12 protein-coding genes are annotated in these 18,428 nt (G+C 71.5%); 6 read left to right on the top strand and 6 right to left on the bottom strand.

Translation table 11 applies throughout. The features are described 5' to 3' along the window. Positions 1-116: 116 nt before the first annotated feature. Positions 117-800, top strand: a complete 684-nt coding sequence (gene hpf / locus ACZ7MY_RS38300; RefSeq protein ID WP_499609696.1) for a ribosome hibernation-promoting factor, HPF/YfiA family — start codon at positions 117-119, stop codon at positions 798-800. A 179-nt stretch (positions 801-979) separates the two neighbouring features. Then, a complete protein-coding gene (locus tag ACZ7MY_RS38295; RefSeq protein WP_499609693.1) occupies positions 980-1,732 on the top strand; it encodes a response regulator in 753 nt (250 codons plus the stop codon). A 55-nt stretch (positions 1,733-1,787) separates the two neighbouring features. On the opposite strand, the gene ACZ7MY_RS38290 is transcribed toward ACZ7MY_RS38295, so the two are convergent. Beyond that, positions 1,788-2,957: a winged helix-turn-helix domain-containing protein gene (locus ACZ7MY_RS38290; RefSeq protein ID WP_499609690.1), complete on the bottom strand. Its 1,170-nt coding sequence runs from the start codon at positions 2,955-2,957 to the stop codon at positions 1,788-1,790. A 68-nt stretch (positions 2,958-3,025) separates the two neighbouring features. Then, positions 3,026-3,616, bottom strand: a complete 591-nt coding sequence (locus ACZ7MY_RS38285; RefSeq protein ID WP_499609687.1) for a GNAT family N-acetyltransferase — start codon at positions 3,614-3,616, stop codon at positions 3,026-3,028. A gap of 207 nt (positions 3,617-3,823) precedes the next feature. Between ACZ7MY_RS38285 and secA the strand changes: the two genes are divergently transcribed. Then, entirely contained in the window at positions 3,824-6,616 is a 2,793-nt protein-coding gene (secA, locus tag ACZ7MY_RS38280; RefSeq protein ID WP_499609684.1) for a preprotein translocase subunit SecA, read from the top strand. A gap of 76 nt (positions 6,617-6,692) precedes the next feature. On the opposite strand, the gene ACZ7MY_RS38275 is transcribed toward secA, so the two are convergent. Further along, positions 6,693-7,151, bottom strand: coding sequence for an Rv3235 family protein (locus tag ACZ7MY_RS38275; RefSeq protein WP_499609682.1), 459 nt, complete (start codon positions 7,149-7,151; stop codon positions 6,693-6,695). 156 nt (positions 7,152-7,307) lie between these two features. Here ACZ7MY_RS38275 and ACZ7MY_RS38270 point away from each other — a divergent pair, with 156 nt between their 5' ends. Both ACZ7MY_RS38270 and ACZ7MY_RS38265 read left to right on the top strand, forming a co-directional pair. Further along, on the top strand, positions 7,308-7,814 hold the full coding sequence (locus ACZ7MY_RS38270) for a DUF6912 family protein (protein ID WP_499609679.1): 507 nt from the start codon (positions 7,308-7,310) through the stop codon (positions 7,812-7,814). 81 nt (positions 7,815-7,895) lie between these two features. Beyond that, positions 7,896-8,552 (top strand): HAD family hydrolase, encoded by a 657-nt coding sequence (locus ACZ7MY_RS38265; RefSeq protein WP_499609676.1) that lies wholly within the window; start codon positions 7,896-7,898, stop codon positions 8,550-8,552. A gap of 78 nt (positions 8,553-8,630) precedes the next feature. Here ACZ7MY_RS38265 and ACZ7MY_RS38260 read toward each other — a convergent pair whose 3' ends face one another. Then, on the bottom strand, positions 8,631-9,197 hold the full coding sequence (locus ACZ7MY_RS38260) for a DJ-1/PfpI family protein (RefSeq protein WP_499609673.1): 567 nt from the start codon (positions 9,195-9,197) through the stop codon (positions 8,631-8,633). A 305-nt stretch (positions 9,198-9,502) separates the two neighbouring features. Here ACZ7MY_RS38260 and ACZ7MY_RS38255 point away from each other — a divergent pair, with 305 nt between their 5' ends. Continuing rightward, a complete protein-coding gene (locus ACZ7MY_RS38255) occupies positions 9,503-14,431 on the top strand; it encodes an NAD-glutamate dehydrogenase (RefSeq protein WP_499609671.1) in 4,929 nt (1,642 codons plus the stop codon). Positions 14,432-14,504: 73 nt separating this feature from the next. Here ACZ7MY_RS38255 and ACZ7MY_RS38250 read toward each other — a convergent pair whose 3' ends face one another. After that, positions 14,505-16,028: a hypothetical protein gene (locus ACZ7MY_RS38250; protein WP_499609668.1), complete on the bottom strand. Its 1,524-nt coding sequence runs from the start codon at positions 16,026-16,028 to the stop codon at positions 14,505-14,507. A gap of 99 nt (positions 16,029-16,127) precedes the next feature. Beyond that, positions 16,128-18,419 carry a bifunctional glycosyltransferase/CDP-glycerol:glycerophosphate glycerophosphotransferase gene (locus tag ACZ7MY_RS38245; RefSeq protein ID WP_499609666.1) on the bottom strand — a complete coding sequence of 764 codons (2,292 nt, stop codon included), beginning with the start codon at positions 18,417-18,419 and terminating at the stop codon, positions 16,128-16,130. Positions 18,420-18,428 lie beyond the last annotated feature (9 nt).

Below are 18,428 nucleotides of genomic sequence, written 5' to 3'. Positions count from 1 at the left end.
CCTCCGAGCGCGCGGAGCGGCAACGAACGTCGACGCCGGGCGGGACCTGGTGCCCGCCGGCCTCAGCGCAAGGGATCGCCCCGTGAGACCGAGGCGATCCGGGAACGGAGTTCTGCGTGGACATCGTCGTCAAGGGCCGTAAGACCGAGGTGCCCGAGCGGTTCCGGAAGCACGTGAACGAGAAGCTGGAGAAGATCCAGAAGCTCGACGGCAAGGTGATGAGCCTCGAGGTCGAGGTGTCCAAGGAACCGAACCCCCGGCAGGCAGACCGTTCCGACCGGGTGGAGATCACGCTGCGCACCCGTGGCCCGGTGATCCGGGCCGAGGCCGCCGCGACCGACCCCTATGCGGCGCTCGACGTCGCCGCGAACAAGCTCGAGGCGCGGCTGCGCAAGGCGGCCGACAAGCGCCGGGTGCATCGCGGCGGCAGTCGGACGCCGATGAGCGTGGCGGAGGCGACGGCCGGACTGGCCACGACCGAGCTGAACGGCACCCCGACCGCCGGGGAGACGTCCACGGGCGTGCCCACCGCCAAGATCGGCGGTCGTCTCGAGGTCCAGGGTGAAGGACCCCTGGTGGTTCGCGAGAAGACGCACGCGGCAGCACCGATGACGCTCGACCAGGCACTCTACGAGATGGAACTGATCGGGCACGACTTCTACCTGTTCATCGACTCCGACACGGAACAAGCGAGTGTCGTCTACCGGCGGCACGGCTACGACTACGGCGTCATCCACCTCAAGGCGGACCCGTCCGTCGAGGACGCGCCGGCCGGCGCGGGTGGGGCGCTCCGCCGGTGAACTAGGGGTCAGGGGTCAGGGGCGGCGCTCCCGGGCGGGAAAACGACCAATGCCTGGGGGCGTCGTCGTGCCCGGGCGTGAAATCATGGCCCGGCAGCCAATGGACGGGCCGCAGCGCCCGGTTGGCCTGGCAGGGACAGTGCGACTACCGCGGGCGCCGGCCCGAGGGAGGGGAACCGATGGCGGACAGCTTCGAGCCCGCGCCGGCCGGTGGCGCGGAGCCCGTGACGGGTGCCGCGGGGGACACGGGCGTCGCCGGCGCGCCGCGCAAGGAGCCGATCAGGGTGCTCGTGGTGGACGACCACGCCCTGTTCCGCAGGGGTCTGGAGATCGTGCTCGCGCAGGAGGAGGACATCCAGGTCGTCGGCGAGGCGGGGGACGGCGCGGAGGCGACGGAGAAGGCCGCGGACCTGCTGCCGGACATCGTGCTGATGGACGTGCGGATGCCGCGGCGGGGCGGTATCGAGGCGTGCACCTCCATCAAGGAGGTGGCTCCCAGCGCGAAGATCATCATGCTGACGATGAGCGACGAGGAGGCGGACCTCTACGAGGCGATCAAGGCCGGGGCGACCGGCTACCTCCTCAAGGAGATCTCCACGGACGAGGTGGCCACGGCGATCCGCGCGGTGGCGGACGGCCAGTCGCAGATCAGCCCGTCTATGGCGTCGAAGCTGCTCACCGAGTTCAAGTCGATGATCCAGCGCACGGACGAGCGCCGGCTGGTGCCCGCGCCCCGGTTGACGGACCGTGAGCTGGAGGTGCTGAAGCTGGTGGCCACGGGCATGAACAACCGGGACATCGCCAAGGAGCTCTTCATCAGCGAGAACACGGTGAAGAACCACGTGCGGAACATTTTGGAGAAGCTGCAGCTGCACTCGCGGATGGAAGCGGTGGTCTACGCGATGCGGGAGAAGATCCTCGAGATCCGTTGAGCCGGGACCGGCCCGTCCGCCGGTCAGCCCGTCCGCCGGTCAGTCGGTCAGCCGGTCAAGGGGTGGCGAGGGCTTCGGTCAGGGCGGCGGCGAGCTTGGGGTCGTCGAGCCGTTCGACGCGGACCTCCTCGCAGCCGACCCATGTGGCGGCCTCGCGCAGTGCCTGCGCCATGGGTTCGACGGCGCGCGCGGAGTCCAGTGAGACCTGACGGGCGATCAGGGTGCTTCCCTCGCGGGCCGGGTCGGCGCGGCCGACGAGCCGGCCGCCGGCCAGCAGCGGCATCGCGAAGTAGCCGTGTATGCGCTGGGGCTTGGGGACGTACGCCTCGAGGCGGTGGGTGAAGCCGAAGACGCGCTCGGTGCGGGGCCGGTCCCAGATCAGGGAGTCGAAGGGGGAGAGCAGGGTGGTGCGGTGCCGGCCGCCGCGGGAGGCCTCGGCCAGGGCGGTGGGGTCGGCCCAGGCGGGCTTGCCGCCCCAGCCCTCGACCTGGACGGGGACGAGCCCGGTGTCGGCGACGACCGAGTCGACCTGCTCACCCTTGAGCCGGTGGTAGTCGGCGAGGTCGGCCCGGGTGGCGACGCCCAGTGCGGCGCCGGCCTGGGCGACCAGGCGGCGCAGGCATTCCGCGTCGTCGATGTCGTCGTGGAGGAGGTCGTCGGGGACGGCCCGCTCGGCGAGGTCGTAGACGCGCTTCCAGCCGCGCCGCTGGGTGCAGACGACGTCGCCGGTGTCGAGGAGCCACTCCACCGCGATCTTCGTCTCGGACCAGTCCCACCAGGGGCCGCCGTTCTTGGCGCCGCCGAGTTCGGTGGAGGTCAGCGGGCCGTCGGTCTTGAGCCGGTCCAGGACGGCGGCGGTGGAGCGGTCGGCGTCCTGCAGCACGTGCCAGCGGTGGCCGCGGGCCCGCCGGGCGCGGCGGCGGAAGGCGAAGTGCGGCCATTCCTCGATGGGGAGGATGCAGGCGGCGTGCGACCAGTACTCGAAGGCGTGGTTCTCCGTCCAGTACGCGGCCTCGACGGCGGCGCGGCCGACGGCGCCGAGGCGGGCGTAGGGGATGAGCTCGTGGGAGCGGGCGAGCACGGAGATGGTGTCGAGCTGCACCGCGCCCAGCCGCCGCAGGACGCCGCGGACGCCGCCGCGGCGGTCGGGCGCGCCGAGGAAGCCCTGGGCGCGCAGGGCGGTGCGGCGGGCGTCGTCGGCGGAGAGGGCCACGGGCGTCGTCATGGGCCCACCCTAGAAGCCGCCACTGACAATCCGGTCCGTGCCGGGTCCGCGGCCCCCGCCCGCCGCGGTCATCCGCCCTGGTGCGGGAGGTAGGCCGCGCCGCCGCCCAGGCCGAGGTCGGAGGGGAGCAGGGAGCCGATCCAGGCGTCGCGGCGGGTGCCCTGGTGGACGATCTTGGCGCGCATGGTGCCCTCCATCCGGAAGCCGGCCTTGACGGCGACGGCGCGGGAGCCGGCGTTGCCCGCCTCGGCGAACCACTCCAGGCGCTCCACGCCGAGGTCGTCGAAGGCCCAGCGGGCGACGGCGCGGGCGGCCTCGGAGGTGAGGCCGCGGCCGCGCTGCTCCTTGGCGGTCCAGTAGCCGAGCTCGGCCTGCCGTTCTGCGGTGTTCAGCTGGGCCAGCCGCACCAGCCCCATGGCGCCCACCAGGCGTCCCTCGTCGCGCGTGGTGACGGCGAAGTTGTAGACGGTGTCGTCGCGCCAGCCGTCGGGGCAGGTCCGGGTGACGAATTCCTGCGCGTGTTCGTGGGTGTACGGGGAGGGCACCGGGGTCCAGCGGGGGATCTCCGGGTCCTGGCAGGCGAGGCGGACGGCCTCGGCGTCGTCCGGTCCGAAGGGGCGCAGGACGAGGCGCTCGGTGGTGAGGGTTATCGGCTCCATGGGTCGGAGTATCCCCGAGCGGGGGGTGCGTTCTCGACCGGAAAGGACCGGATCGGGCGCGGGATCGGCAGGGAGAACCGCCCGGCTTGGCGACGGACCTCCCGGCCCGCTGGTGTCCTCGCTTACGATGGCCGTTGCAGCGGGGTGTGACCTGCTGTGCCAGCGCGAGAAACCGTGCCAGGCCCGACCGGCAAGGAGCCAGCCTACGTGTCCGTCCTCAACAAGATCCTGCGTGCAGGCGAAGGCAAGATCCTGCGCAAGCTGCACCGCATCGCGGACCAGGTCAATTCCATTGAAGAGGACTTCGTCAATCTGACGGACGCCGAGCTGCGGGCGCTCACGGACGAGTACAAGGAGCGCTACGCCGACGGCGAGAGCCTGGACGACCTGCTCCCCGAGGCGTTCGCCACCGTCCGCGAGGCTGCCAAGCGCGTCCTGGGTCAGCGGCACTACGACGTCCAGATCATGGGTGGTGCGGCACTGCACCTCGGTTATGTCGCCGAGATGCGCACCGGCGAGGGCAAGACCCTGGTCGGTACGCTGCCGACCTATCTGAACGCGCTGTCCGGCAAGGGCGTGCACCTGATCACCACCAACGACTACCTCGCCGAGCGCGACTCGGAGTGGATGGGCCGGGTGCACCGCTTCCTGGGCCTGGACGTCGGTTGCATCCTGGCGAACATGACCCCGGCGCAGCGCCGCGAGCAGTACGCCTGCGACATCACCTACGGCACCAACAACGAGTTCGGCTTCGACTACCTGCGCGACAACATGGCGTGGTCGAGGGAAGAACTGGTGCAGCGCGGCCACAACTTCGCCGTTGTGGACGAGGTGGACTCGATCCTCATCGACGAGGCCCGCACCCCGCTGATCATCTCGGGCCCGGCGGACCAGGCCACGAAGTGGTACTCGGACTTCGCCCGCCTGGTGACCCGCCTGAAGGCGGGCGAGGCCGGCAGCATGGGCAAGGCCGAGACCGGTGACTACGACTTCGACGAGAAGAAGCGCACCGTCGCCATCCACGAGGCCGGCGTGTCCAAGGTCGAGGACTGGCTGGGCATCGACAACCTCTACGAGTCGGTGAACACCCCGCTGGTGGGCTACCTGAACAACGCCATCAAGGCCAAGGAGCTCTACAAGAAGGACAAGGACTACGTCGTCATGGACGGCGAAGTCATGATCGTCGACGAGCACACCGGCCGCATCCTGGCCGGCCGCCGCTACAACGAGGGCATGCACCAGGCGATCGAGGCGAAGGAGGGGGTGGACATCAAGGACGAGAACCAGACGCTCGCCACGATCACCCTGCAGAACTTCTTCCGCCTGTACTCCAAGCTCTCGGGCATGACCGGTACGGCGATGACCGAGGCCGCGGAGTTCCACCAGATCTACAAGCTCGGCGTGGTCCCGATCCCGACCAACCGCAACGTGCAGCGCAAGGACCGGGCGGACCTGATCTACCGCACCGAGGAGGCGAAGTTCGCGGCGGTCGTCGAGGACATCGTCGAGAAGCACGAGAAGGGCCAGCCGGTCCTGGTCGGCACGACCTCGGTGGAGAAGTCCGAGTACCTGTCGCAGCAGCTGAACAAGCGCGGTGTGCCGCACGAGGTGCTGAACGCCAAGCAGCACGAGCGTGAGGCGTCGATCGTCGCGCAGGCAGGCCGCAAGGGCGCCGTGACGGTGGCCACGAACATGGCCGGCCGCGGTACGGACATCAAGCTGGGCGGCAACCCGGACGACCTGGCCGAGGCGGAGCTGCGGCAGCGCGGTCTGGACCCGGTGGAGCACGTCGAGGAGTGGGCGGCGGCCCTGCCGAGCGCGTTGGAGCGCGCGGAGGCGGCGGTCAAGGCCGAGTTCGAGGAGGTCAAGGAGCTCGGCGGGCTGTACGTGCTGGGCACCGAGCGTCACGAGTCGCGGCGCATCGACAACCAGCTGCGCGGCCGCAGCGGCCGTCAGGGCGACCCGGGCGAGTCCCGCTTCTACCTCTCCCTCGGTGACGACCTGATGCGTCTGTTCAAGGCGCAGATGGTGGAGCGCGTGATGGCGATGGCCAACGTGCCCGACGACGTGCCGATCGAGAACAAGATGGTGACGCGCGCGATCGCCTCCGCCCAGTCGCAGGTCGAGCAGCAGAACTTCGAGATCCGCAAGAACGTCCTGAAGTACGACGAGGTGCTCAACCGCCAGCGCGAGGTCATCTACGGCGAGCGCCGTCGCGTCCTGGAGGGCGAGGACCTGCACGAGCAGGTGCGGCACTTCATGGACGACACGATCGACGACTACATCGCGATCGAGACGGCCGAGGGCTTCGCCGAGGACTGGGACCTGGACCGGCTGTGGGGCGCCTTCAAGCAGCTCTACCCGCTCACGGTGACCGTGGAGGACCTGGAGGACGCCGCGGGCGACCGCGCGGGGATCACCGCGGACTTCATCGCGGAGATGGCCAAGGACGACATCCACGAGCAGTACGACAGCCGTGAGCAGCAGCTCGGCTCGGAGATCATGCGCGAGCTGGAGCGGCGCGTGGTGCTGTCGGTGCTGGACCGCAAGTGGCGTGAGCACCTGTACGAGATGGACTACCTGCAGGAGGGCATCGGCCTGCGGGCGATGGCGCAGCGCGACCCGCTGGTGGAGTACCAGCGCGAGGGCTACGACATGTTCAAGGCCATGATGGACGGCATCAAGGAGGAGTCCGTCGGCTACCTGTTCAACCTGGAGGTCCAGGTCGAGCAGCAGGTCGAGGAGGTGCCGGTGGACTCCGGCGCCCCGCAGGACGCCGCTCCGACGCTGGTCAAGCAGGACGCCCGTCCGGAGATCCGGGCCAAGGGCCTGGAGGCGCCGAAGCGGGCCGACCGGCTGCACTTCTCCGCTCCCACGGTGGACGGCGAGGGCGGTGTCGTCGAGGGCGACTTCGAGAGCGACGCCGGTTCGGAGTCGGACGGTCTGACGCGGGCGGAGCGCCGCCGCGCCGCCAAGGGCGGCCGGCGCCGCAAGAAGTAGCGGACGCGTTGACCGGGGCCGGACTCCTGACGGGGTCCGGCCCCGGCGCGTGTCCGGGACGCCTTGCGGGGCGCGGTCAGTGCGCCTCGACGGCGGCGCAGCGCCATCCGGCGCCGCTGCCCGTACGGACGGCGCCCTCGCGCCCGGGGACGGGGCCGTGGCCGGGGACCGGAACGGGGACAGGGGCCTCGCGGTCCGTGTGCTCCAGCCGGAAGGCGAGGGCCCGTACGACGTGCGGGGTGAGCAGGACGACGGCGCTGACCTCGACGGCCGTGCCGTCCGGCACGGGCGAGACGCGCGGCGGCTTGAGCAGCCGCGGCAGGTGGCCGCGGGAGACGTAGCGCCAGTCGGCGCGGGCTCCGGCCAGGTCCCAGAGCCGGTCGTAGGCCTCGGGCTGCATCCGTCCGGCGAGGCTGGTGATGGGCCGCCGTCCGGTGAGGACCTCCAGCAGCCGCCCGGCGAACCAGACGTGCGGCGGCAGGGCGGTGACGTGCCGTGTGGACGCGATGGACGCGATGGGCGCGGTCGTGGGCATGGGCGTGAGGACAGGCATGGTGTGGACCCCCGTGGTCTACCGGCTGGTAACCGGGTTCTACGGGGACGGGTGCCGTGGGGGGAAGCGGGGCCCGCGATGTCCGCGAGGCGGTGCGGGATTCACCTATCAGGGGTGGTGCGCCCGTATGCTGACGCCATGCGCGTCTACATCCCCACGACCCTCCCAGGCCTGGCCGAGGCGCACAAGGCGGGTGAGCTGGGCCCCGGCCCGCTGGACGCCTTCGCCGTGACCCCGAGCCTGCGCGAGTGGTACGTCTCCGACGACATCGAGGAACTGGAGTACGCCGCGCTGACCCGCGCCGCCCAGGCCTCCCTGCGCCAGCTCGCCGCCACGCCGGACGCCCCGAGGCGGCGTGTGGTGGTCGCGGTGGACGTCGCCGACGGCGCCGTCGCCTTCGACCCCGACCGCGGTCTGGACCCCTCGGCGCTGGGCGCGGTGCGCCTGGCCGCACCGGTGCCGATGACGCGGGCGGCCGCCGTGCACGCCGACGCCGACGAGGCCGAGCAGGACGTCACGGCGGCCGCCGACGCCCTCGGCGCGGCCGACGCGGGCGACGACGACGCGCGCTTCACCGTCGACGGCGCGGAGGACCACGAGCTGCTCTGGTACGCCACCCAGGAGATCCCCTCGCTCATCGCGTGAGGTGACCGCGCGAACACGCCGCGATTGTATTTGACCTGGGCACTTGCCTTGAGGACATGGGGTCTGGGTACGGTTTCGGGTGTGAACGCGCATCTCGTGTGGGACTGGAACGGCACGCTGCTCCATGACATCGACGCGGTGATCGAGGCGACCAACGCCTCCTTCGCCGAGATCGGGCTGCCGCGGATCACCCTGCAGCGCTACCGCGAGCTGTACTGCGTGCCGGTCCCGCTGTTCTACGAACGGCTCATGGGCCGCCTGCCCACCGACGAGGAGTGGGAGGTGATGGACGACATCTTCCACCGCCACTACTGGACCCTCGCCGGTACGTGCGGCCTCGCCGAGGGGGCGGCGGAGATCCTGGCGCGGCGCCGCTACGAGGGGCTGACGCAGTCGCTGTGCTCCCTGGCGCCCCACGATCGGCTGATACCGATCCTGCGCACGCACGGCATCGAGAACCACTTCCTGCGGGTGGACGGGCGCACCGAGGGCAGCCACAGCGGCAAGTCCGAGCAGATGGCGCGGCACGTCGCCGCGATGGAGGGCATAGCGGCGGACCGCATGGTGGTCATCGGCGACGCCGTCGACGACGCCGTCGCCGCCCGTCACGTCGGGGCCATGGCGGTGCTCTACACCGGGGGCTCGCACAGCCGGGCCAGCCTGGAGACCGCGGGGGTGCCGGTGGTCGACACCCTGGAGGAGGCCGTGGAGGCGGCCGAGGCCCTGATCGTCGCCTGAACCCGGCCGCCCGAACCCGGCCATCCCCCCGCGCCGTCCGGTTCCCCGCCGGGCCCCGGGCGGCGGTGCGGCGGGCCGTCAAATCACCGGCGCCTTGGAGCGCAGCACCGTGAGGAACTCGCGCATCCACGCCGGGTGGTCCGGCCAGGCCCGGGCGGAGACCACGACGCCGTCGACGACGGCCTCGGAGTCCTGGAAGCTCGCGCCGGCCGCCTCCATGTCCATCTCCAGCGCCGGGTAGGCCGTGACGCGGCGCCCGCTGAGGGCGCCCACGGCGGCCGTGAGCAGGGGCCCGTGGCAGATCTGCGCGACGGGCTTGTCGGCGTCGAAGAACGCCTTGAGGACCTTGCGCAGCTCCGGGTCGTTGCGCAGGTACTCGGGGGCGCGCCCGCCCGGGATGACCACGGCCGCGTACTCGCCGGGCTCCACGTCCGCGAAGGACAGGTCGGCCTGCCAGGTGTAGCCGGGCTTCTCGGTGTAGGTGTCGAAGCCCTCCTCGAAGTCGTGGACGACGAACCTGAGCTTCTTGCGGCTGGGCGCCGCGATGTGCACCTCGTACCCCTCTTCGAGGAGCCGTTGATAGGGGTACATGACTTCCAGCGATTCCGCCGCGTCGCCGGTCACGATGAGGATCTTGGTGGCCATGGCTGGGTGTCCCGCCTCTCGCCGTCTGCTGTCCGCCTGCTGTCCGTCCGCTGCGTACTGCCGCCGTGCCGTCCCGCGCACCGGTCGTCTGAACGTCCCGGAACATCCCCGCGACGTTCCCCTCCTCAACCTGCACCCGCCCGGCCGGACTGTCCAGTTCGTCAAAGATTGGTTCGTGGTTTTGTACACAAAGAGCCCCTGACAGCCCCCCCGGCCGTAGCGATAGCCTTACAGCGTGATCAGCGCTGATCCACCGATCTCCATCACCTACGTCACGCAATGGCGCGCGACAGGAGCATGAGGACATGCAGACCAAGCTGGACGAAGCAAAGGCCGAGCTGCTCGCACGGGCGGCCCGGGTAGCTGAGAACAGCCCGGCGGGGGGACAACCTGGCCAGGGCCTCGAGAAGGAGGCGCTGGAAGCGTTCCTCCAGCGCTACTACCTGCACAGCGCCCCCGAGGACCTGCTCGACCGCGACCCGGTGGACGTCTTCGGCGCCGCCGTGTCCCACCACCGCCTCGCCGAGGTGCGCCCGCAGGGGACGGCCAACGTCCGCGTGCACACCCCCTCGGTGGAGGAGAACGGGTGGACGTGCAGCCACACGGTCGTCGAGGTGGTCACCGACGACATGCCGTTCCTGGTCGACTCCGTCACCAACGAACTGTCCCGGCAGGACCGCGCGATCCACGTCGTCGTCCACCCGCAGATGCTGGTGCGCCGGGACGTGACCGGGAAGCTGCTGGAGGTGCTGGACGCCGTGCCCGGCGACGGCGCCGGAGTGCCGCACGACGTGCTGACCGAGTCCTGGATCCACGTCGAGACCGACCGCGAGACCGACCGCGAGGACCTCAAGCAGATCACCGCGGACCTGCGCCGGGTGCTGTCCGACGTCCGCGAGACCGTCGAGGACTGGCAGAAGATGCGCGACGCCGCGCTGCGCATCGCCGACGAGCTGGCCGCGACCCCGCCCGCGCTCCCCGAGCAGGAGGTCGGCGAGGCCTGGGAGCTGCTGCGCTGGCTGTCCGAGGACCACTTCACCTTCCTCGGCTACCGCGAGTACGCGCTGACCACGGAGACCACCCCGGAGGGCGAGGAGGACGTGCTGACCGCCGTCCCCGGCACCGGGCTCGGCATCCTGCGCTCCGACCCGCAGCACCGCGTGGAGGAGTCCGAGAGCGGCCAGGCGGTCTCGCCGTCCTTCAACCGGCTGCCCGCGGACGCCCGCAAGAAGGCCCGCGAGCACAAGCTGCTGATCCTCACCAAGGCGAACAGCCGTGCCACCGTGCACCGTCCGTCCTACCTCGACTACATCGGGGTGAAGAAGTTCGACGCCGACGGCAACGTCGTCGGCGAGCGCCGTTTCCTCGGCCTGTTCTCCTCGGCCGCCTACACCGAGTCCGTGCGCCGCGTGCCGGTGATCCGCCGCAAGGTGCAGGAGGTGCTGGACGGCGCGGGCTTCTCCCCGGACAGCCACGACGGGCGCGACCTGCTGCAGATCCTGGAGACGTACCCGCGCGACGAGCTGTTCCAGACCGGTCCCGACGAGCTGCGCGAGATCGTCACCAGCGTGCTCTACCTCCAGGAGCGCCGCCGGCTGCGGCTGTTTCTGCGCCAGGACGAGTACGGCCGGTACTTCTCGGCGCTGGTCTACCTGCCCCGCGACCGGTACACCACGGGCGTGCGGCTGCGGCTGACCGACATCCTCAAGGAGGAGCTGAACGGCGTCACGGCCGACTTCACCGCCTGGAACACCGAGTCGGTGCTCTCGCGGCTGCACTTCGTGGTCCGTGTCGCGTCCGGCACCGCGCTGCCGCAACTGACGGAACGCGACATCGAGCGGATCGAGAACCGGCTCGCGGACGCCGCCCGCTCGTGGGCGGACGGCTTCGCCGAGGCGCTGACCTCCGAGTGCGGAGAGGAGCGCGCGGCCGAGCTGACCCGCCGCTACGCGCACGCCTTCCCCGACGGCTACCGCGCCGACTTCACGCCCCGCGCCGCCGTCGCGGACCTGCAGCACCTGGAGCGGCTCAACGGCGAGGACTTCTGCCTCAGCCTGTACGAGCCGGTCGGTGCCGCACCCGACGAGCGCCGCTTCAAGATCTACCGCACCGGTGCCCCCGTCTCGCTGTCCGCGGTGCTGCCGGTGCTGCAGCGCCTGGGCGTCGAGGTCATCGACGAGCGCCCGTACGAGATGCGCCGCGCCGACGGCACCCGCGCCTGGATCTACGACTTCGGGCTGCGCATCGACCCCTCGCTGGGCGACCTCGGCGACGACGCCCGTGAGCGCTTCCAGGACGCCTTCACCGCGACCTGGACCGGGCAGGCCGAGAACGACGGCTTCAACTCCCTGGTGCTGCGCGCCGGGCTGTCCTGGCGCCAGGCGATGGTGCTGCGGGCGTACGCCAAGTACCTGCGGCAGGCCGGCACGGCCTTCTCGCAGGACTACATGGAGGACACCCTCCGCAACAACGTCCACACCACCAGGCTGCTGGTCAACCTGTTCCAGGCCCGGCTCTCCCCGGACCACCAGCGGGCCGGCAGCGAGCTGACCGACGCCCTGCTGGAGGAGGTGGACGCCGCCCTGGATCAGGTCGCCAGCCTGGACGAGGACCGCATCCTGCGATCCTTCCTGACGCTCATCAAGGCGACGCTGCGCACCAACTACTTCCAGCGCGCCGGGGGCGGCAAGCCGCACGCCTACGTGTCGATGAAGTTCGACCCGCAGGCGATCCCGGACCTGCCCGCGCCGCGCCCGGCGTACGAGATCTGGGTGTACTCGCCGCGCGTGGAGGGCGTGCACCTGCGCTTCGGCAAGGTCGCCCGCGGCGGCCTGCGCTGGTCCGACCGGCGCGAGGACTTCCGCACCGAGGTCCTCGGCCTGGTCAAGGCGCAGATGGTGAAGAACACCGTCATCGTGCCGGTCGGCGCCAAGGGCGGCTTCGTCGCCAAGCAGCTGCCGGACCCGGCCGCCGACCGCGAGGCGTGGCTGGCCGAGGGCATCACCTCGTACAAGACCTTCATCTCGGGTCTGCTCGACGTCACCGACAACCTGGTCGGCGGCAAGGTCGTGCCGCCCGCCGACGTGGTGCGCCACGACGGCGACGACACCTATCTGGTGGTCGCGGCCGACAAGGGCACCGCGTCCTTCTCCGACATCGCCAACGAGGTCGCCACCTCGTACGGTTTCTGGCTCGGCGACGCCTTCGCCTCCGGCGGCTCGGTCGGCTACGACCACAAGAAGATGGGCATCACCGCCCGCGGCGCCTGGGAGTCGGTCAAGCGGCACTTCCGCGAGACGGGCCACGACACGCAGAGCGAGGACTTCACCGTCGTCGGCGTCGGCGACATGTCCGGTGACGTCTTCGGCAACGGCATGCTGCTCAGCGAGCACATCCGGCTGGTCGCGGCCTTCGACCACCGGCACATCTTCATCGACCCCGACCCGGACGCGGCGACCTCGTACGCGGAGCGCCGCCGGATGTTCGAGCTGCCGCGTTCCTCGTGGGCGGAGTACGACACCAAGCTGATCTCGCACGGCGGCGGGATCTTCCCGCGCAGCGCCAAGGCGATCACGCTCACCCCGCAGATCCGCAAGGCGCTCGGCATCGAGCAGCCGGTGGCGAAGATGACCCCGGCCGACCTGATGAAGGCGATCCTCAAGGCCCCGGTGGACCTGCTGTGGAACGGCGGCATCGGCACCTACGTGAAGGCCGCCACCGAGTCGCACCTGGACGTCGGCGACAAGGCCAACGACGCGATCCGGGTGGACGGCGGCGACCTGCGGGTGAAGGTCGTCGGCGAGGGCGGCAACCTGGGCCTGACCCAGCTCGGCCGGATCGAGTTCGCGCAGACCGGCGGCCGGGTCAACACCGACGCCATCGACAACAGCGCCGGCGTGGACGCCTCCGACCACGAGGTCAACATCAAGATCCTGGTCAACGCGGTCGTCACCGAGGGCGACATGACGGTCAAGCAGCGCAACGCGCTGCTGGCCGAGATGACCGACGAGGTCGGCGACCTGGTGCTGCGCAACAACTACGCGCAGAACGTGGCGCTGGGCAACGGCATGGCGCAGTCCGCCAGCCTGCTCCACGCCCACCAGCGCTACCTGCGCAAGCTGGTACGCGACGGCAAGCTGGACCGGGCCCTGGAGTTCCTGCCCTCCGACCGGCAGATCCGCGAGCGGCTGAGCGCCGGCCACGGGCTGACCCAGCCGGAGCTGGCCGTCCTCCTCGCCTACACGAAGATCACGGTGGCGGAGGAACTGCTCGGCACGGGCCTGCCCGACGATCCGTACCTGCGGCAGCTGCTCGACGCGTACTTCCCGAAGGCGCTGCACGAGCGGTTCCACGCGCAGATCGACAAGCACGCGCTGCGGCGCGAGATCGTCACGACGGTGCTGGTCAACGACACCGTCAACACCGGCGGCACCACCTTCCTGCACCGCTTCAAGGAGGAGACCGGGGCCACCACCGAGGAGATCGTGCGGGCGCACACCGCGGCCCGCGCCATCTTCGGCCTGGGCGGCGTCTGGGACGAGGTGGAGGCGCTGGACACGGTCGTCGCGGCCGACGTCCAGACCCGGATCCGGCTGCACTCGCGGCGGCTGGTCGAGCGGGGCACCCGCTGGCTGCTGAACAACCGGCCGCAGCCGCTGGCGATCGCCGAGACGATCGGCTTCTTCCGCGAGGGCGTCGCCACCGTGTGGGCGGTGCTGCCGAAGCTGCTGCGCGGCGCGGACCTGGAGTGGTACCAGTCGATCCACGACGAACTGACGGGCGCGGGCGTGCCGGACGAGCTGGCGACGCGGGTCGCCGGGCTCTCCTCGGCCTTCCCGACGCTCGACATCGTCGACGTCGCCGACCGGACCGGCAAGGACCCGCTGGCGGTCGCCGAGGTCTACTACGACCTCGCCGACCGGCTGCAGATCACGCAGCTGCTCGACCGGATCATCGAGCTGCCGCGCGCCGACCGCTGGCACTCCATGGCCCGCGCGTCGATCCGCGAGGACCTGTTCGCGGCGCACGCGGCGCTCACCCAGGACGTGCTGTCCGTCGGCAACGGCTCCTCCACCCCGGAGCAGCGCTACCAGGCGTGGGAGGAGTCCAACAGCGCGCTGATCGGGCGGGCCAGGACGACCCTGGACGAGATCCAGGGCTCGGAGAGCTTCGACCTGGCGAACCTGTCGGTGGCGATGCGCACGATCCGCTCGCTGCTGCGGGCCCGCCGCTGACGCGTACGACCGCGGCAGGACGACGGCAGGGGCCGGGGAGCGGTGCTCCCCGGCCCCTGCCGCGTGGAAGGGATCAGCCGACCCGGTACAGCCGCTCGCCGGTGCGCGGGCCCCGGGCGACCTCGACGCCGCCCGGCGGTGCCGGGTCGCCGGAGCCGGTCATCACCCACTTCACGTGGTAGCGACGGGCGATGTCCAGGCGCTGCTCCGCGGGCGTCGCGGGGGACAGGTAGGCGCGTACGTCCTGCTCGCGGCGTGCGCGGTCGGCCGCCGTGGTCGACGGGTCGGGCCAGGTGGGTGAGACGAGGAACGCGCCGTAGGCGGGCATGACGTGCTTGGGGTCGTACCCGTCGGTCAGCAGGACGTCCCCGACGGCGACGTGTTCCTGCGCCCACAGGTAGCCGGGCCAGGTGCCCAGCCGCTGCAGGTGCAGCGCGGGCGGCACGTAGCGGGCCGGGACGACGGCGCCCGCCTGCGCCAGCAGTCCCGCGCAGGCCGCCACCGCCGCCAGCGGCGCCAGCACGGAGCGCAGCGGGGTCCACGGCGGGGCCTCGGCGAGTTCGATCGCCAGCGCGAGCTGCAGCGGCACCAGCAGCAGCCCGAAGATCCGCCCGAAGGAGTAGGAGCCGCTGAGCCAGCCGTACGCGGCGACGGCGCAGTCCGCGGCGAACATCAGCACCAGCGGGTCGAAGCGGTTGACCCGCAGCCGGCACAGCAGGGCCGGCAACCCGGCCAGGGCCAGGCCGTACCACTGCCACAGGTCGGCGTACAGCCGCCGGTGGACGTCGTCGACGGTGGGGTCGCCGAGCAGCGAGGAGAGGCTGAAGTACGGCCACCAGGCGGCGACCGCGAAGGCGACCGCGCCGGTCAGCGCCCACCGGCCGAGGACCCCGGCGGCGACCGGCATGCGCTGCATGCCGATGACGATGGCGACCACGCCGATGACGGTGCCCATCGCCGTGAAGGGGTGGACCAGCAGCACGGTCCCGATGAGCAGTCCGAGCCAGGCGTGCAGCCAGGTCCCCGCGACGCCGCGGCGGGCGGCCCGCGCGGTGAGCGCCCACACCCAGAACGTCACGCCCACGGCGAAGGCACTGGGGTAGGTGAGCCCGCGGATCATCGACTGCAGGCCGAGGAAGCCGCTCCACTCCTTGTGCTCCGGCCCCCACAGCAGCACGAACGCGGCGAGCGCCAGCACCGGCGCCCAGCGGCGGCGGCTCAGGGTGCGGGTGAAGGCGCCGATGCCGGTGACGACCAGCGCCAGGTTGACCGGGCCGCAACCCTTGAGCAGTTGCCAGCCCGGTACGCCGGTCAGCTTCGACAGCAGGCCCAGCAGCACGGTGTACGGGGTGAAGTAGGGGCTGCCGGTGCCCGGCACGTCGAGCAGCGGGTTGGCCGGGTGCCGCCAGTCCGCGGCGATCCGCTCGATCGCGGCGGCGTGCTGCCCGAAGTCGGAGGCGATCGGCGCCTGCCAGGTGCGGTAGGCCACGACCGCCCAGAAGAGGGTGCCGAGGATCAGGTACGGGGAGGGCCGGCGCACCTCCCGCAGCTCGTACGTCTGGATCCGCCAGTCCCGCTGGGTCAGCACGCCGGTCACCGCAGCCCTCCCGGCCCTCGTCGGCTCGTCACCTCGTCCTCTCGATGCTTGATCGTGACGGGCGCCGCTGCATCCCGGCGGGGCCCGTACGGGGCGCGGTCAGGGCCGTGCGGCGGCCTCCTGCGGACCGGAGCGCGGCTCCTCCAGCGGGCCGGCGCCGGCCGGGACTCCGGGCGCGGGCGCGGGCGCGGGGGTGCGCTCCTCCAGGGGCACGAAGGGCAGCGGATCGGTCTCGCCGAGGAAGACCCGCCGTACGACGCGCTCGGCGGCCCGGCCGTCGTCGAAGGCGCAGAAGCGGCTGCGGAACGCGGCCCGCAGCCGGGCCGCCTCGGGGCTGTTCCAGGCGCCGTCGCGGAAGGTCGCGATCAGTTCGTCGTCGCTGGTGGAGACCGCGCCGGGGGTCTCGCCCGGGGCGCCGGAGAGCAGGTCGAAGTAGACGCCGCGGCTGGCCCGGTAGACCGGCCAGTCGTCGGCGTGGACGACGATGGGGCGGTCGAGGAGCGCGTAGTCGAACATGATCGACGAGTAGTCGGTGACGAGGGCGTCGGCGGCCAGGCACAGCTGCTCGACCGAGGGGTGCCGGGACACGTCGACCAGCAGCCCCTCCTCGTGCAGCGCCTTCAGCCGGGCGTCCTCGCCGTGGAAGTAGTGGATGCGGGTCAGCAGGACGAAGTCCTCGCCGAGCGCGCGGCACACCCGCTCCACGTCCAGCCGCGGCACGAAGTTGCGCTGGTAGTCGCGGGTGGTGGGCGCGTACAGGAGCGCGGTGCGGCCGGGGGCGATGCCCAGGGCGGCGCGGGCGCGGGCGACCTCGGCGGCGCCCGCGGTCAGGAAGACGTCGTTGCGCGGGTAGCCGGTCTCCAGGTGCTGCCAGGAGGAGGGGTAGACGCGTTCCCACACCTCGCTGGAGTGCGGGTTGGAGGACAGGCTGAAGTCCCAGCGGTCGACCCGCTCCAGCAGCCGGCGGAAGCTCATGCCCTTGGCGGAGGCCGGGTAGCGCTGCTGGTCGATGCCCATCTTCTTCAGCGGGGTGCCGTGGTGGGTCTGCAGGTGGACGCTGCCGGGCCGCTTGCGCACGTCGTTGGGGAAGTTGACGTTGCTGATCAGGTACGTGGCCCGGGCCATCAGCCGCCAGTAGCGCCGGGTGCGCGGTACGACGTAGTCCACGCCCTTGGGCACCCGGGGCACGTCGGACTTGCGGACCAGCCACACCCCGTGGACGCCCGGGGCGATCTCCCGCGCCTTGTGGTAGATCGCGGCCGGGTTGCAGAACACCCCGCGGTCCCAGTACGCCGAGTACACCGCGAGGCCGGGGTCGAGGGGCCGCCGCAGGTGGTAGGCGTACAGGGCGGTCTTGGCCCGCTGCGCGAGCTGCCGGCGCACCCGCCGCCTGCGCCGCGTCAGCTCCTTGCGGACCTCGCGCGGCACGTCGCCGAGCCGGGCCAGCAGCCAGCTGCCGCGGGCCAGCCGCCGGTAGCCGAGGGCCTTGTCCGCGGGGGCGGTGAAGCCCTCCGGGAGGTGGCGGGCGTACCAGCGGGCCGCGAGCCGGAAGAACGCGCCGCGCAGCCGGGGTGGGATGCGGTCGGGGTTGCCGAGGCAGAACAGGAAGTGGCTGACGGCCCGTTCGAAGAGCATCGGCCGCAGCGGCGCGAGGTGCTCGTGGCCGGGCTCGTCGAGGAAGTCGAAGAGCCGGGTGTACTGGTCGAGGATGACGAAGTGGTTGCGGCCCGGGCTGCGGGTGCTGGCGCCGCTGCGCCGCTGCCGGTACTCCAGGACGACCCGGGCCAGGCAGGAGATCCGCTCGGCGCTGAGCATCGTCACGTAGGAGACGAGGGCGTCCTCGTAGATGCCGTCGCTGAAGGAGAAGCCGTGTTCCCGGTAGAAGGCGCGGCGGTAGACCCGGTTGGAGGTCATCGCGAACAGCCGCAGGAACTCGGGGCGTTCGGTGATCCGGAAGACCTCGGTGCCGGCGGAGGCGAGCAGGTCCCCGAAGACGCTCTTCTCGGCCGCCTCCCACCAGTAGGTGCGCACGTGGTCGAAGTAGAGGATGTCCGGGTCGCCGTCCTGCTTCAGCCGCTCGGCGACCGCCTCCAGGGAGCCGGGGGCGAGGGTGTCGTCCCCGTCGAGGAAGAGCAGGTAGTCGCCGGTGGCCCGCTCCGCGCCGGTGTTGCGGGCCCGTCCCACGCCCCGGTTCTCGTCGTGGTGCAGCGCGACGACCCGGGAGTCGCGGGCCGCGTACTCGCCGAGGATGCGGCCGCAGTGGTCCGGCGAGCGGTCGTCGACCGCGATGACCTCGAGGTCGGGCAGTGACTGCGACAGCACCGAATCGAGGCAGGCGCGCAGGTAGCCCTGCACCTTGTGGACCGGGACGATGACGGAGAAGCGGGGCATGTGGATCCT

It is taken from the genome of Streptomyces sp. NPDC111520, from assembly GCF_055635295.1.
Note: the sequence above shows the minus strand (reverse complement) of the source record. Positions and strands in the feature narration are given on the sequence as shown.

Excerpts from the sequence above, each read along its gene's own strand:
- ACZ7MY_RS38295 (WP_499609693.1), top strand. The coding sequence starts at position 980 with ATGGCGGACAGCTTCGAGCCCGCGCCGGCCGGTGGCGCGGAGCCCGTG.
- ACZ7MY_RS38290 (WP_499609690.1), bottom strand. The coding sequence starts at position 2,957 with ATGACGACGCCCGTGGCCCTCTCCGCCGACGACGCCCGCCGCACCGCC.
- ACZ7MY_RS38285 (WP_499609687.1), bottom strand. The coding sequence starts at position 3,616 with ATGGAGCCGATAACCCTCACCACCGAGCGCCTCGTCCTGCGCCCCTTC.
- ACZ7MY_RS38275 (WP_499609682.1), bottom strand. The coding sequence starts at position 7,151 with ATGCCCACGACCGCGCCCATCGCGTCCATCGCGTCCACACGGCACGTC.
- ACZ7MY_RS38270 (WP_499609679.1), top strand. The coding sequence starts at position 7,308 with ATGCGCGTCTACATCCCCACGACCCTCCCAGGCCTGGCCGAGGCGCAC.
- ACZ7MY_RS38260 (WP_499609673.1), bottom strand. The coding sequence starts at position 9,197 with ATGGCCACCAAGATCCTCATCGTGACCGGCGACGCGGCGGAATCGCTG.
- ACZ7MY_RS38255 (WP_499609671.1), top strand. The coding sequence starts at position 9,503 with ATGCAGACCAAGCTGGACGAAGCAAAGGCCGAGCTGCTCGCACGGGCG.
- ACZ7MY_RS38245 (WP_499609666.1), bottom strand. The coding sequence starts at position 18,419 with ATGCCCCGCTTCTCCGTCATCGTCCCGGTCCACAAGGTGCAGGGCTAC.